Raw genomic sequence first — 15,410 nt, forward strand, 5'->3', positions numbered from 1 at the left:
CAGTGCGTCCGCGCGGCGCACGGTCGTACCCCTGGATGCTGGCAATCGGCGTCGCCGCGGCCGCTGCGATCGCACTGATCCCCGTCGGTTATGTGGTCGTGTCGTCGATCCAGACGGGCCTTCCTCGACTGGTCGAGCTGCTCGTGCGCCCGAAAGTCGCCGAGCTGACCGTCAACACGGTGCTGCTCGTGGTTCTGGGAGTGGCCGCCACGCTCGTCGTGGGCATCGGCGGGGCATGGCTGGTCGAGCGAACGTCGTTGCCGCTGCGCCGGTTCTTCGCGATCGCGTTGGCGGCGCCCTTGGCGATCCCCGCGTTCGTGACCAGCTACGGCTGGGCGAGCGTCGCCCCCTGGCTGGGCGGGCTCGGCGGTGCGGTGCTGATCGCCGCCTGCGCGTACTCACCGCTGGTGTACCTGCCGGCGGTCGCGGCCCTGCGCGGCCTTGACCCTGCGCTCGAAGAGAGCGCTCGCTCGCTCGGGCTCGGTCCATGGCGGGTGTTCGCGCGTGTGGTGCTGCCACAGCTGAGGATGGCCGCCATCGGCGGTGGCCTCGTGGTCGGACTGCACCTCCTCGCGGAGTACGGCGCGTTCGCGTTCCTCGAGTTCGGCACGTTCACCACCGCGATCATGGACGCCTACCGTGCGAACTTCGGCGGTGCTCTCGCGGCCGCCCTCGGAGTAGTGCTTGCCGCTCTGTGCCTTCTGCTCGTGATCGGTGAGAACCGCCTGCGGGGCACGTCGCGGCTGTCGCGCAGCGCCGCATCCCGCCCCGGCGGACGCGCGGACCTCGGTCGCTGGACCGCGCCGGCGGTGCTCGCCCTGCTCGTCTTCCTCAGTGCAGCGGTGCTCGTCCCGCTGTCTTCGGTGCTGCGATGGTCGCTGAGCAGCGGACTCGACGACTGGACGTCGGTCGTGCCCGCGGCCGGCCAGACGGTGCTGCTATCGGTGGGTGGAGCGCTGGTGTGCCTGCTCGTGGCACTGCCTGTCGTTTGGCTGGCGGTACGTCACCGCGGACGGATCAGCGGCACGCTGGAGGGCGCCTTCTATGTCGCCGGGAGCTTTCCTGCAATCATCGTGGCGCTGGCACTGGTGGGGGTCACACTCACGGTCGCCCCGATGCTGTACCAAACGGCCGTCACCGTGATCGTGGCGTACGCGATCCTGTTCCTGCCGCGGCTACTCGTGCCGTTGCGCGCCGGGCTCGCCCAGATCTCGCCCGCCTGGGAAGAGTCAGCCCGTTCGTTGGGCGTCCCGCCCTGGCGGGCCCGCCTGCGCGTCACCGTGCCGTTGCTCGTGCCCGCCGCCGCCAGCGGAGCGGCGCTGGTGGCGCTCGGCGCCTCGAACGAGCTGACGGCCACGCTGCTCCTCGCGCCGATCGGCACCGAGACCGTTGCGACCGGGTTCTGGTCGGCAGCCTCAGCCCTCGACTACGTGTCGGCCGCTCCCTACGCGCTGACGCTGATCGCACTGTCGGTACCGGCCGTGCATCTGATGTTCTCTGAAGCGACGGGGCGTGCATGACTCTTCGACTCGAACGTGTGGGCAAGTCCTTCGGTGCGACCGAGGTACTCCGAGACGTCGACTTCGCCGTACCGGACGGTGCGCGGATGGCACTCGTGGGAGCATCCGGCAGCGGCAAGAGCACGCTGTTGCGGCTGATCGCCGGATTCGAGCGGCCCGACAGAGGCAGCATCGTGCTCGGTGACACGCTGCTCGCCGACCCCCGCACCTCGGTGCCCGCCCACCGCCGAGGCATCGGATACGTGCCGCAGGACGGTGCGCTCTTTCCGCACCTCACGGTGGCCGCCAACATCGCCTTCGGCCTGTCGCGTGGACCGGGGCGGGCGCAGCGGGTGCGCGAGATGATGGAGCTCACCTCGCTGGCGCCGGAACTCGCCGATCGCCGTCCGCACGAGCTGTCGGGCGGTCAACAGCAGCGGGTGGCACTGGCCCGAGCGCTCGCGCCCGCGCCCGGCGTGCTGCTGCTGGACGAGCCGTTCAGCGCCCTCGATGCGGGCCTGCGCGCGCAGACGCGTGAGGCGACGATCGACATCCTCGAGCACGCCCGGGTGACTACGGTGCTGGTCACCCACGATCAGGACGAAGCGCTGTCGTTCGGGAACCTTATCGGTGTGGTCACGGCGGGCAGACTCGCTCAGCACGGTGAGCCCGGGGCCGTGTTCGATGCGCCGGCCGATCGGGCCACGGCGGACTTCCTCGGAGACGCGCTGTACCTGCGCGCGCGCAGGGAGAATTCCGGCACGATCACGTGCGCGCTCGGAACGGTGTCCGTGCGGCATGATCTGTCGGCAGGTGCCCCCGAGATCCTCGCCATGGTGCGCCCCAGCCAGCTGGAGATGGTCTCTGACGCGACCGGCGCCGAGGGGACCATCGCGGGCTCGGCGACGATCACGGCACGGCGCGCCGTCGGCGCCCGCACGGAGCTGCGTGTCGACATCATGGGGGAGGACCGCACCCGCGTCTGGTTGCAGGTGCCTACGCACCGCGCTGCCGAGACCAACGACGGCGACGTCATCACCCTGCGCGTCGGCGGTGGCGCTGTGCTCTATCCCGCGCGCTGACGGCGCGCTGCGCGCGGCGGTACAGGGCCCAGACGACGACACCGACCGCGAGGGAGAGGACCGTCCCGACCGCGGGCGCGGTCAGCTCGAACGGCGGGTACACCACCCAGTGGGTGAGGTAGATGAACAGCGAGGCCGAGGCGAGTGTGGTGAGCACGGGACGCACCGCGGTCGGCACCGGTACGGCCGGCACCCAGATCAGCGCGAGCACACCGAGGGCCACGATGGCCTCGCGCAGTGGATCGCCGAAGAACCCGGGGATGAGGGCGACCGCGATCACCGTCGCCAGAGCGCGCCGGCGTGTGCTGTCGGCACGCGCGATGACGGCCCCGAGCGCGATGCACCAGAGCACGGTGGCGATGGCATATCGTTCCACGTGCTGAGCGGGGTCCAGGCCGAGCAGTGCGAAGCGCACGGCGACGGTCACGAAGAGAGCACCCAGCGCGAAGGCCCAGGGGGTTCGACGTTCGAGCCGATCGACGGCCGGTATCGCGAAGGCCGCTGAGAGCAGCAGCATGGTCCACACCACCGCCTCGAGGAACCAGAACTGCCACTGTTCGTTCCACAGGCCGTCCGCGGGCACGGCGTTGTTCACGAGCAGGGCGGTCGTCGGGTCGTACTTGCCACTGAGCAGTCCGACGGCGCCGATCCACAGCACGGCCGGGACAGCGATCTGCGCCACCGCGGTGAGCAGTCGGCGCGGGCGGTCCCGTGCCGACGGTGACAGTGCGAACCGGGCGAGGTTGTACCCGGCGACCACGAGCAGCAGATGAGCGCCGCCCTTGAGCGAGAAGCCGTCGCCGAGGAACAGGTCCGCGTGCGTGCCCACGACCAGGACGATCGCGATCGCGCGCAGAAGCACGGGCGTCTCGAGCGCGGCGATGGCGCGGCGGGGCGTCGCCTCTTGCGCAGTGGGGCCGCCCTGGGCGGAGTCTGCCACGCGGGCAGCATCCGTGCCGGGTGCGCGGCCCGTCGCGCCGAGGGCGGCGAGCTCGGTGCCTGATCGCGACGGCCAGTCGCGGGGGAGCGGACCGAGCAGATCCTCCAGGCGCACGGCGGCCTCGACGTAGCTCAAGGAGTCGCCGCTGAGCCCGGCGAAGCTGTCGTCGATCGTGGCATCCGCTCTGCCCGTGCACACGGCGAGGACGTCGCGCACGCGAGCGGGAGTGATCTCCTCAGCCGAGCGCGCCTCCGACGACGGCGCGGCGGCGCGCTCGGCGCGGTGGTGCGCGACGAGCGCAGCATTGTCAGGCTTGCCCGATGAGGTCACCGGGAACGCGTCCACGACGTGCACGGTCACCGCCGTCGCGGGCAGACCGACACGCTGTGACACCTCGTCGCGCGCTCGGGTCGCGTCGCGACCGTGTCGGACGAAGACGAGCAGTTCCTCGCCGTCGGCCGCAGCGCGCGACGGAATCCCGACGTCGTCGAGGTGACTCTGTACGGCGTCGAGATCCACGCGCAGCCCGAAGACCTTCACGAAGCGGTTCATCCGGCCGACGATCTCGACATAGCCATCCGGTCGCCATCGCGCGAGATCGCCGGTGCGCAGCTCGTGCACCGACCGACCCAGCGCGAGGTCGGCAGGTTGTTCGGCGTAGCCGAGCATGACGTTCGGGCCGGAGTACACCAGTTCACCCGACTCGCCGTCGTGGGCGTCGATACGGAATGATCCGCCGGGGATCGGTCGGCCGATCGAGCCCGCTGCCCGTTCGGCGTCCTCGGACGGCACGTACGACATCCGGGCCGTTGCCTCGGTCTGCCCGTACATGCTGAAGAACTCGAAGCCCTGCGCGCGTCCGGCCCGGGCGAGCGCGCGCACGCGCTCGGCGGGCAGACGCCCGCCGGCCTGCGTCAGATAGCGGATGCTGCGGGGCAGCCTTTCGGTACCGCCGACGGCGTCGATCAGATCGAATGTGTAGGGCACGCCGGCGAGACCGGTGATGCTCGTCTGCGCTGCGCGTGGCCAGAATCGCTCGTCGGTGACGGAGAGGTCCGAGAGCACCAGGCTGCCTCCGGCGAGCAGGTGACTGTTGATGACCGACAGTCCGTAGCAGTAGTGCATCGGGAGGGTGGTGATCGCGCGGTCGTCGTGCTCGAGTCGCAGGTACTCGGCGATCGCGGCGGCGTTGGACAGCAGAGCGTCGGCTGAGATGCGGACGAGCTTCGGCGAGCCCGTGGAACCGGATGTGCTGGTGAGGAGCGCGAGATCTTCGTGCAGGGTGTGCGCGGTGCCCGGCCTGCGCTCGATGATCGTCCCGTCGCCGGTGAGGATGTCCGGGTCGAAACGCTCGATGAGCGTCTGCCGCGTGCGCACGGCCGATTCATCGTCGCCACCGGGGGCCAGCAGCACCGGGTGGCCGCCGGCGAGAGCACCCAGGTACGCGGTGAGCGCGGACACTGTGTTCGCGCCCTTGACGAGCACGAGTCGTCGTGTCGTGCCGAGCGCTTCGCGTGCGGCGCCGACCAGGTTGGCGAGTTCTGCGTAGGTGAGATCGCCGTCGTCCGTGCACACGGCGGTGGCCGTCGGGTGGCCGCGGAGCAGGTCGACGACGGTGGTGGGGGAGGCGGTGCTCACGGGTGTCGCTTCTTCTTGCATCGGGTGGGGCTAGGTGAGCCTAACCTATCCTGGCCTTCAGGTTAATATCGGTCGGCTCGACTACACTTCTGTACGGCGCCTCCGCGCCTTCACCTGTGTATCTACCGGCCGTCGGCATCCCGGCGGAAATCGGCGGCACCCGACCCGCGTCCTCGACGCGCGAGAGCCATGACACAGACATCTCCTACGACGTCACCGAGCCTGTTCACGATGGCAGGCTGGCCATACTTCCTCATCGCCTTCGTGGCCCGACTGCCTTTCGCGATGATGGTGGTCGGCGTGCTCACGATGGTGGTCACCGCCCGCGGATCGCTGTCGCTCGGTGGCCTGTCGTCGGCGGCGGTCGGCGCGGGTACCGCGCTGATCGGTCCGTTTCTGGGCGCTGCGGCTGACCGGTATGGTCAGCGACCGGTGCTGGTGGCAGCGGCCGTCGTCAACTCCGCCATGCTCGCGGTGTTCGCGCTGGTGGTCTACAGCCCCGCCACCGACGTCGCGGTGCTCGCCGCCGGCTTCGCGATCGGCGCGAGCGCCCCGCAGGTGTCGCCGATGTCGCGTTCGCGCCTGGTCACCATCATCGACGAGCGGATGCCCGAGGCGCGCCGCGCCCGAACCACCTCGGCGACGATGTCGTACGAGTCAGCGGCGGATGAGACGGTCTTCGTCTTCGGGCCGTTCCTCGTCGGCATCCTGGCTTCGTTCATCGCACCGTGGGCGCCGATCGTGCTCGCCGCAGTGCTGACGCTCGTGTTCGTGGGAGCGTTCGCCCTGCACCCGACCGGCCGGCATGTGTCGGCGACGCGGACGCCGGGGGGAGCGGCGCCATCCGCCGTGTCGGAACTGTTCCACCCGGCACTGCTGACGGTCGTGGTCGGGATCTTCGGCGTCGGGCTGTTCTTCGGATCGACGCTGACCGCTTTGACCGCGTTCATGGCCGACCGCGGTGCGCCCGAGCAGGCCGGCTTGCTCTATGGCGTGATGGGCATCGGCTCGGCCATCCTCGCCCTGGGGGTCGCGTGGCTACCGGCACGGTTCACCCTGGCCGCGAGATGGCTCGTCTTCGGTGGCATCCTGCTCGCCGGGTCGGCGCTGGTCGTCACCGCGTCGAGCGTGGGCATGATGACGCTCGCGCTCGCGTTGCTGGGGATCGGCGTCGGGCCGACCCTGGTCACGCAGTACAGTCTCGGCGCCTCGCGCAGCCCTCTCGGACGCTCTGCGACCGTCATGACCATGCTCGGCTCGGGGGTCGTGGTCGGGCAGGCCCTGGCGTCGGCCGTGACGGGCGAGCTCGCTGAGTCCGTCGGCACGCAGGCGGCGCTGATGATGCCGTTGGTGGCGTCGTCGATCGTCCTGGCCGCGGGTATCGCGAATCGCTTCATGACACCGATCCGACGCTGATCGGCGGCACTGGGTAGCCTGGAGGCTCCGAGCAGAGGAGTCGCCCAGTGACCACCGCAGAGTTCGTCGTCGTAGCCAACCGTCTGCCCGTGGATCGGATTCTGACCCCCGACGGCGACGAGATCTGGCGCACCTCCCCGGGCGGTCTGGTCGCGGCGCTCGAGCCGATGATGCGCAGTGTCGACGGTGCCTGGGTCGGCTGGGCCGGTCAGCCCGACCTCGACATCTCACCGTTCACCGCCGACGGCATCCGGCTGCTGCCGGTGCGGCTGAGCGCTGACGAGGTCGAGCAGTACTACGAAGGTTTCTCGAACGACACCATCTGGCCCCTGTACCACGATGTGATCGCCCCGCCCCAGTACCACCGGGAGTGGTGGGAGGCGTACGTGTCGGTGAACCTGCGCTTCGCCGAGGCCGCCGCGACGGCGGTGTCGAAGGGCGGTACCGTCTGGGTGCACGACTATCAGCTGCAGCTCGTTCCCGAGATGGTGCGCAACCTGCGACCCGACGTCACGATCGGCTACTTCCACCACATTCCGTTCCCGGCCCACGGGTTGTACGCACAGCTGCCGTGGCGCGACCAAGTGCTGCGCGGCCTGCTGGGTGCCGACGTGATCGGTTTCCAGCGCGCGCAGGATGCCACCAACTTTCTCGCGGCGGCCAAGCGCAGACTGGGCTACGAGACCAAGGCCACGACGATCGCACTGCCCGATGGGCGTCGCCCGTTGGTCAAGGCCTTCCCGATCTCGATCGACACCACCCCGTACCGCGAGCTCGCAGCACGGCCCGACATCCAGGCGCGCGCGCAGGAGATCCGCGAGGGACTGGGGAACCCGAAGCGCATTCTGCTCGGTGTTGACCGGCTCGACTACACCAAGGGCATCCGCCATCGCATCAAGGCATACGGCGAACTGCTCGATCAGGGCCATATCTCGGTCGAGGACGCGGCGTTCATCCAGGTCGCCAGTCCCAGCCGTGAACGTGTCGACGCGTACATGCACCTTCGCGACGAGGTCGAGCTCGCCATCGGCCGCATCAACGGAGACCACGACACTCTCGGCCACACCGCCATCCGCTACCTGCACCAGGGGTATCCGCGCGAGGAGATGGTCGCGATGTACCTGGCGGCCGACGTCATGCTCGTCACGGCGTTGCGCGACGGCATGAACCTGGTGGCCAAGGAGTACATCGCCACACGCGGCGACAATCGGGGCGTTCTCGTGCTCAGTGAGTTCACCGGGGCTGCCGACGAGCTGCGCCAGGCGGTGCGCGTCAATCCGCATGACATCGAGGGGCTGAAGGACGCGATCATGACCGCGATCGAGATGCCGCGCTCTGAACAGTCCAAGCGCATGCGCTCGCTGCGCAGGCGCGTGCTCGAGCACGACGTCAGCGCCTGGTCGCAGTCGTTCCTGTCGGCCCTGGACGAGGCCTCGCGCGAGCGCGACGGAGCGGCGGCGAGCCGATGACGCGCACCTGGGACCCTGCTTCGACCGACCCGGACGTCGTCGCGATCGCGCGCACCCCGCGGCTGCTGGTCGCTCTGGACTTCGACGGCACGGCATCCGAGCTGGTGCACGAACCGATGTCGGCCCGCGCCGTTCCCGAGGTATCGGATGCCATCGCGCGCCTGACGGCACTGCCGCACACCACGGTGGCGTTCGTCTCAGGCCGAAGCCTCGCGCACCTGCGCGAGATCGCCGAACACCTCGACGACTCGCCGGTCGTGCTCGCCGGATCCCACGGCGCGCAGTACTGGTACCCCGGCGAGGGCGAGCAGGACATCGTGCCGACCGCCGACGAGACCGCGTTGCGCGACGCGCTGCTCGACGAGCTCGCGCCGCTGATGGCTCAATACGCAGGAGTCGCGCTGGAGACCAAGACCTTCGGCATCGGCATCCACGGACGCCCCGCCGAGCCCACCGTCGAGCGCGCGGCGTTCTCACAGGCGGATGAGGTGCTCGCACGCCGCGCGCCGCACTGGCGACGCCGCACCGGCGATCGGATCCTCGAGTTCTCGTCGCGCGACGAGGGGAAGGACGCCGCCATCGGCGTGCTGCGCGCGCACACCGGTGCGACGGGGGTGCTGTTCGCCGGTGACGACGTCACCGACGAGGATGCGCTGCAGGTGCTGCAGACGGGTGATCTGGGCGTTCGGGTCGGCGCCGGACCGAGCGCAGCAACCCTTCGGGTGGAGTCTCCGCAGCAGATCGCGGAGCTTCTGCGCGTCATCGCGACCGAGCGGGGCGCCAGTCGGGAATAGACTGCCGTCATGGCCACCCCCGAAGCTCACACCGGCGCGCCCGGCGCCACCTCTGACATCGACATCAAGCCCCGCAGCCGCGTCGTGACCGACGGCATCGAGGCGACCACCTCGCGAGGCATGCTCCGTGCCGTCGGCATGGGCGACGCCGACTGGGACAAGCCCCAGATCGGCATCGCCTCGAGCTGGAACGAGATCACCCCCTGCAACCTGAGCCTTGACCGGCTCGCACAGGGCGCCAAAGAAGGCGTGCACTCGGGTGGCGGTTACCCGCTGCAGTTCGGCACCATCTCGGTGTCGGACGGCATCTCGATGGGGCACGAGGGCATGCACTTCTCGCTCGTCTCGCGCGAGGTCATCGCCGACTCCGTCGAGACGGTGATGATGGCCGAGCGCCTCGACGGCAGCGTGCTGCTCGCCGGCTGCGACAAGTCCATCCCCGGCATGCTCATGGCCAGCGCCCGCCTCGGCCTGTCGAGCGTCTTCCTGTACGCCGGGTCGATCGCACCCGGCTGGGTCAAGCTCTCGGACGGCACCGAGAAAGAGATCACGATCATCGACTCGTTCGAGGGCGTTGGTGCCTGTCGAGCGGGTCGCATGACCGAAGAGGACCTCAAGCGCATCGAATGCGCCTTCGCGCCCGGCGAAGGCGCCTGCGGCGGCATGTACACGGCCAACACGATGGCATCCGTCGCCGAGGCACTCGGACTGAGCCTGCCGGGCTCGGCGGCGCCGCCCTCGGCCGACCGCCGCCGCGACTACTTCGCGCACCGCTCGGGTGAGGCCGTCGTCGAACTGCTGCGCCAGGGCATCACCACCAAGGACATCCTCACCAAGGAGTCGTTCGAGAACGCCGTCGCCCTGGCGATGGCACTGGGCGGATCGACCAACGTCGTGCTGCACCTTCTGGCGATCGCCCGCGAGGCGGGCGTCGACCTGACCCTGCACGACTTCAACCGCATCGGTGACAAGACGCCGCACATCGCCGACATGAAGCCCTTCGGCAAGTACGTCATGAACGACGTCGACCGTCACGGTGGCATCCCCGTCGTGATGAAGGCCATGCTCGACGAGGGCCTCATCCACGGCGACGCACTGACCGTCACCGGCAAGACGGTCGCCGAGAACCTGCGCGACCTGAACCCCGACCCCGTCGACGGTGACGTCATCCACACGTTCGACAACCCGATCCACGCCTCGGGTGGCATCACGATCCTGCACGGCTCGATGGCTCCCGAAGGTGCCGTGGTGAAGTCAGCCGGCTTCGACGCCGACGTGTTCGAGGGGCCCGCCCGCGTGTTCGAGCGCGAGCGCGCGGCCATGGATGCGCTGGCGGCCGGCGAGATCAGCGCCGGTGACGTGGTGGTCATCCGCTACGAGGGACCCAAGGGTGGGCCGGGTATGCGCGAGATGCTCGCCATCACCGGAGCCATCAAGGGCGCGGGCCTCGGAAAAGATGTACTACTCTTGACGGACGGACGATTCTCAGGCGGCACAACCGGCCTGTGCATCGGCCACATAGCACCCGAAGCGGTGGACGCTGGTCCCATCGCCTTCGTGCGCGATGGTGATCTGATACGGGTCGATATCGCGGCTCGCTCCCTCGAGCTACTCGTCGAGGAGGACGAGTTGAGCTCCCGCCGCTCTGGCTGGGAGCCCCTACCCCCGCGCTATACCCGTGGCGTCCTCGCCAAGTACTCCCGTCTCGTGCGCTCCGCAGCGGAGGGCGCGACGACCGGTTGACCCTGCGACGAGTTCAGGGACGCAACCGCTCTTCGGGCATATCGATCACAAGGAATGACATGACTGCTGATTCCGCTCCGGCCGTGCCCCGGCCACCCGCACGCGCTGCCTCGGCGCCCGAGATCTCCGGTGCTGAGGCGGTTGTCCGCTCGCTCGAGAAGCTCGGCGTGACCGACGTGTTCGGCATTCCCGGCGGCGCCATCATGCCGGTCTACGACCCGCTGATGGACGCCTCGGGCCTGCGGCACGTGCTTGTGCGCCACGAGCAGGGTGCCGGACACGCGGCCGAGGGGTATGCCGCGGCCACCGGCAAGGTGGGCGTGTGCATCGCGACATCGGGCCCCGGCGCGACGAACCTCGTCACGGCGATCGCCGACGCCTACATGGACTCGGTGCCGCTGGTCGCGATCACCGGCCAGGTGTTCTCGACGCTGATGGGAACCGACGCCTTCCAGGAAGCCGACATCGTGGGGATCACGATGCCCGTCACGAAGCACTCGTTCCTGGTGCGGCGTGCCGAAGACATCCCGGGTGCGATCGCGGCGGCGTTCGAGATCGCCTCGACGGGCCGTCCTGGTCCGGTGCTGGTCGATATCACGAAGGACGCTCAGCAGACGGTCGCCCCCTTCATCTGGCCGCCCAAGATCGATCTGCCCGGCTACCGCCCGGTCACCAAGGCGCACGGCAAGCAGATCCAGGCCGCGGCCCGGCTGCTCGCCGACGCGAAGAAGCCGGTGCTGTACGTCGGCGGCGGTGTGATCCGCGGTGGCGCCGCAGCCGAGCTGCGTGTGCTCGCCGAGTCGACGGGGGCCCCCGTGGTCACCACGCTGATGGCGCGGGGTGCTTTCCCTGACTCGCACCCGCAGCACCTGGGCATGCCCGGCATGCATGGCACGGTTCCTGCCGTGCTGGCGCTGCAGGAGTCCGATCTGATCGTGTCGCTCGGTGCCCGCTTCGACGACCGCGTCACCGGCAAGGCGTCGCTGTTCGCGCCGAATGCCCAGGTCGTGCACGTCGACATCGACCCGGCCGAGATCTCGAAGATCCGCACGGCGGATGTGCCCATCGTCGGCGACGTGCGTGACGTGCTGGTCGACCTCGACACCGCTTTCCGCGGTGCGATCTCGGGCAGCCGTCCCGACACCGAGGAGTGGTGGTCGTATCTCGATGGGCTGAAGGCTGAGTTCCCCCTCGGCTACGCGTCGACGGATGATGGTCTGCTGGCGCCTCAGCACGTGATCCAGCGCATCGGCGAGCTGACCGGGCCGGACGCGATCTACGCGGCGGGCGTCGGCCAGCACCAGATGTGGGCGGCGCAGTTCATCAAGTACGAGCGCCCGAACTCGTGGCTCAACTCGGGCGGCGCGGGCACGATGGGCTACTCGGTGCCGGCCGCCATGGGGGCAAAGGTCGCCGAGCCGGATCGTGTCGTGTGGGCGATCGACGGCGACGGGTGTTTCCAGATGACCAACCAGGAGCTGGCGACCTGCGTCATCAACAACATCCCGATCAAGGTCGCGATCATCAACAACTCGTCCCTGGGCATGGTGCGGCAGTGGCAGACGCTGTTCTACGACGGTCGGCACTCGAACACCGACCTGAACACCGGCCACGGCACGGTGCGCATCCCCGACTTCGTCAAGCTCGCCGAGGCGTACGGCTGCCTCGCGTTGCGCGTTGAGAAGGAGGAGGACGTGGATGCCGCCATCCAGACCGCACTGGAGACCAACGACCGCCCCGTCGTCATCGACTTCGTGGTGAGCGCCGACGCCATGGTCTGGCCGATGGTGCCGCAGGGCGTCAGCAACAGCTACGTGCAGTACGCCCGTGATCACGCCCCCGCCTTCGATGAGGAGATCTGAGCCATGTCGACACACGTGCTGAGCCTCCTGGTCGAGGACACGCCTGGTCTGCTGACCCGGGTGGCGGGCCTGTTCGCCCGTCGCGGGTTCAACATCGAGTCCCTCGCGGTGGGCGTGACCGAGGTGCCCGGCATCTCGCGCATCACCGTCGTCGTGGATGTCGACGCACTGCCGCTGGAGCAGGTCACGAAGCAGTTGAACAAGCTCGTGAACGTGATCAAGATCGTCGAGCTGGAGCAGTCGTCGTCGGTGCAGCGCGAGCACATGCTCGTGAAGGTGCGCACCGACAACAACACCCGCTCCAACGTTCTCGAGGTCGTCAACCTCTTCCGCGCCTCGGTCGTCGACTACGCACCCGACGCCGTGGTGATCGAGGTCACCGGCGACAAGGGCAAGGTGCAGGCACTGCTGCGGGCGCTCGAGCCGTTCGGCATCAAGGAACTGGCGCAGTCCGGCCTTCTGGCCATCGGCCGCGGAAGCAAGAGCATCACCGAGCGCGTCCTGCGCGGCTAGACAACCGACTCAGGGCCCGACGTCCCGTGCCGGGCCCACATCCGAACCACTATCAAGGAGAAACACAAGTGAGCACCGAGATCTTCTACGACGACGACGCCGACCTCTCGATCATCCAGGGCAAGAAGGTCGCCATCGTCGGCTACGGCTCGCAGGGCCACGCGCACGCGATGAACCTGCGCGACTCGGGCGTCGAGGTCGCGATCGCCCTCAAGGAGGGCTCGAAGTCGATCGCCAAGGCCGAAGAGGCCGGCTTCGCCGTCAAGACGGTCGCCGACGCTGCCGAGTGGGCGGACGTCATCATGATCCTCGCGCCGGACCAGCACCAGCGCACGATCTACACCGACTCGATCAAGGACAAGCTGACCGCGGGCAAGACGCTTGCCTTCGCGCACGGCTTCAACATCCGCTTCGGCTACATCGACGCGCCCGAGGGCGTCGACGTGATCCTGATCGCCCCGAAGGCGCCCGGCCACACCGTGCGCCGTGAGTTCGTCGCAGGTCGTGGCATCCCGGACATCATCGCCGTCGAGCGCGACGCGTCGGGTTCGGCCTGGCAGACCGCGCTGTCGTACGCGAAGGCGATCGGCGGCACCCGCGCCGGTGTGATCAAGACGACCTTCACCGAAGAGACCGAGACCGACCTGTTCGGCGAGCAGGCCGTTCTCTGCGGTGGCATGAGCCACCTCGTGCAGGCCGGTTTCGAGACGCTCGTCGAGGCGGGCTACCAGCCGCAGATCGCGTACTTCGAGGTGCTGCACGAGCTCAAGCTCATCGTCGACCTGATGTGGGAGGGCGGCATCGCCAAGCAGCGCTGGTCGATCTCCGACACCGCTGAGTTCGGTGACTACGTCTCGGGCCCGCGCGTCGTGGACGAGCGCGTCAAGGAGAGCATGAAGGCCGTGCTGTCCGACATCCAGTCGGGTGCGTTCGCGAAGCGCTTCATCGACGACCAGGACAACGGTGCCGAGGAGTTCCTGGCCCTTCGTGAGAAGGAGCAGGGTCACCCCATTGAGGTCACCGGCAAGGAACTGCGTTCGCTGTTCGCCTGGAAGTCGCAGGACGAGGACTACGTCGAGGGCAGCGCCGCACGCTGATCCTTCAACCACAGAAATGGGCACCCCGCGGGGTGCCCATTTCTGTCTCTGCGGGCATAGACATCGGATGTCTGTGCCAGACTTGAGGCATGCGACAGCAATGGTTCGATGACGCCCGGTTCGGCTTGTTCGTGCACTTCGGCATCTACAGCGTGGCAGCGCGCCACGAGTGGGTCCAGAACTACGAGCGGATCACCGACGCCGACTACCGGCCGTACTTCGATCATTTCGATCCCGACCGATTCGATGCTGCGCAGATCGCCCGCACCGCCAAAGAGGCCGGCATGGGCTATGTGGTGCTCACCACGAAGCACCACGACGGCTTCTGCCTGTGGGACTCGAAGCTCACGGACTTCACATCGGTCGACGCGTGTGGACGTGATCTGGTGCGCGAGTACGTCGGCGCGCTACGCGCCGAGGGCCTCAAGGTGGGGCTGTATCACTCGTTGATCGACTGGCATCACCCCGACTTCACGGTGGACTGGGTGCACCCCCGACGCGATGACCCGAACGCCGGCGAGCTCAACGCGGGCCGCGACATGGCACGGTATCGCGCGTACCTGCACGGGCAGGTGCGGGAGCTGCTGACCGAGTACGGGCAGATCGACTACCTGTTCTTCGACTTCACCTACCCGGAGCACAAGGACGGCTGGGCGGGCAAGGGCCCTGAGGACTGGGCGGCGTCCGAGCTGCTGGCGATGTGCCGAGAGCTGCAGCCGGACATGCTGGTGAATGACCGGTTGGGCATCCCGGCCGACTTCGTCACTCCCGAGCAGTACCAGCCGACGGCTCCGCTGACCGTGGGTGGTGTGCCGCAGGTCTGGGAGGCCTGCCAGACGCTCAACGGATCGTGGGGCTACCACCGCGACAACATGGACCAGAAGTCGCCGACGCTGCTGGTTCAGATGCTCGCCGATTCGGTGTCGATGGACGGCAACATGCTGCTGAACATCGGGCCGGACGGACGCGGTGCGATCGCGCCGCGCGACGCGCACACGCTCGACGAGATCGGGCAGTGGATGCTGCTGCATCGTGACGCCATCGTCGGTGCCGGGCACGCCGACTTCACGCCCCCTCGTGAGGGTGTGTACACCCGGCGTGGCGACCGGTTGTACCTGCATCTGTTCAGCTGGCCGCTCGGCTTCGTGCACCTGCCCGACCTCGGTGACAAGGTTTCGTTCGCGCGTCTGCTCAACGATGGTTCGTGGTTGAAGACAACCGTCTCCGATCCGGAGCAGCAGGCGTCGCACATGACGCCCGCGGGTGAGGCGGCGGGCACTCTCACCGTGCACCTTCCGGTACGGCGCCCCGACGTACTGATGCCCGTGATCGAGCTCACCTTGAAAGGGCTCTGAGC

Annotated in this window: 11 protein-coding genes; 10 read left to right on the forward strand and 1 reads right to left on the reverse strand. The window is 68.6% G+C overall.

Annotation, left to right across the window (positions count from 1 at the left end; genetic code table 11):
* Window positions 1-2: 2 nt before the first annotated feature.
* Window positions 3-1,520, forward strand: coding sequence for an ABC transporter permease (locus tag ACLD0U_RS04875; protein ID WP_410339987.1), 1,518 nt, complete (start codon window positions 3-5; stop codon window positions 1,518-1,520).
* Window positions 1,517-2,581 (forward strand): ABC transporter ATP-binding protein, encoded by a 1,065-nt coding sequence (locus tag ACLD0U_RS04880; RefSeq protein WP_206823682.1) that lies wholly within the window; start codon window positions 1,517-1,519, stop codon window positions 2,579-2,581. The genes ACLD0U_RS04875 and ACLD0U_RS04880 overlap by 4 nt, the downstream gene beginning before the upstream one ends.
* On the opposite strand, the gene ACLD0U_RS04885 is transcribed toward ACLD0U_RS04880, so the two are convergent.
* Window positions 2,535-5,159 carry an AMP-binding protein gene (locus ACLD0U_RS04885; protein ID WP_179411056.1) on the reverse strand — a complete coding sequence of 875 codons (2,625 nt, stop codon included), beginning with the start codon at window positions 5,157-5,159 and terminating at the stop codon, window positions 2,535-2,537. The genes ACLD0U_RS04880 and ACLD0U_RS04885 overlap by 47 nt on opposite strands.
* Window positions 5,160-5,390: 231 nt before the next feature.
* Between ACLD0U_RS04885 and ACLD0U_RS04890 the strand changes: the two genes are divergently transcribed.
* From ACLD0U_RS04890 to ACLD0U_RS04925, 8 genes are all read left to right on the forward strand, one after another.
* Window positions 5,391-6,575: an MFS transporter gene (locus ACLD0U_RS04890; protein WP_242519417.1), complete on the forward strand. Its 1,185-nt coding sequence runs from the start codon at window positions 5,391-5,393 to the stop codon at window positions 6,573-6,575.
* 47 nt (window positions 6,576-6,622) lie between these two features.
* Entirely contained in the window at window positions 6,623-8,044 is a 1,422-nt protein-coding gene (locus ACLD0U_RS04895) for a trehalose-6-phosphate synthase (protein ID WP_222445762.1), read from the forward strand.
* The gene (otsB, locus tag ACLD0U_RS04900; protein ID WP_410339988.1) at window positions 8,041-8,838 is read left to right on the forward strand and encodes a trehalose-phosphatase; all 798 of its coding nucleotides are present in this window, start codon (window positions 8,041-8,043) and stop codon (window positions 8,836-8,838) included. Before ACLD0U_RS04895 ends, otsB begins: the two co-directional genes overlap by 4 nt.
* A gap of 9 nt (window positions 8,839-8,847) precedes the next feature.
* The gene (gene ilvD / locus ACLD0U_RS04905; RefSeq protein WP_179411052.1) at window positions 8,848-10,581 is read left to right on the forward strand and encodes a dihydroxy-acid dehydratase; all 1,734 of its coding nucleotides are present in this window, start codon (window positions 8,848-8,850) and stop codon (window positions 10,579-10,581) included.
* 59 nt (window positions 10,582-10,640) lie between these two features.
* A complete protein-coding gene (locus ACLD0U_RS04910) occupies window positions 10,641-12,443 on the forward strand; it encodes an acetolactate synthase large subunit (protein ID WP_179411051.1) in 1,803 nt (600 codons plus the stop codon).
* Between the two features lie 3 nt (window positions 12,444-12,446).
* Window positions 12,447-12,956, forward strand: a complete 510-nt coding sequence (gene ilvN, locus ACLD0U_RS04915; protein ID WP_179411050.1) for an acetolactate synthase small subunit — start codon at window positions 12,447-12,449, stop codon at window positions 12,954-12,956.
* A gap of 26 nt (window positions 12,957-12,982) precedes the next feature.
* Window positions 12,983-14,053, forward strand: coding sequence for a ketol-acid reductoisomerase (gene ilvC / locus ACLD0U_RS04920; protein ID WP_274368842.1), 1,071 nt, complete (start codon window positions 12,983-12,985; stop codon window positions 14,051-14,053).
* A gap of 89 nt (window positions 14,054-14,142) precedes the next feature.
* Window positions 14,143-15,408, forward strand: coding sequence for an alpha-L-fucosidase (locus ACLD0U_RS04925; RefSeq protein ID WP_410339989.1), 1,266 nt, complete (start codon window positions 14,143-14,145; stop codon window positions 15,406-15,408).
* Window positions 15,409-15,410 lie beyond the last annotated feature (2 nt).

Source organism: Microbacterium sp. 2216-1 (assembly GCF_046507855.1).
GTDB classification, from domain to species: domain Bacteria; phylum Actinomycetota; class Actinomycetes; order Actinomycetales; family Microbacteriaceae; genus Microbacterium; species Microbacterium esteraromaticum_C.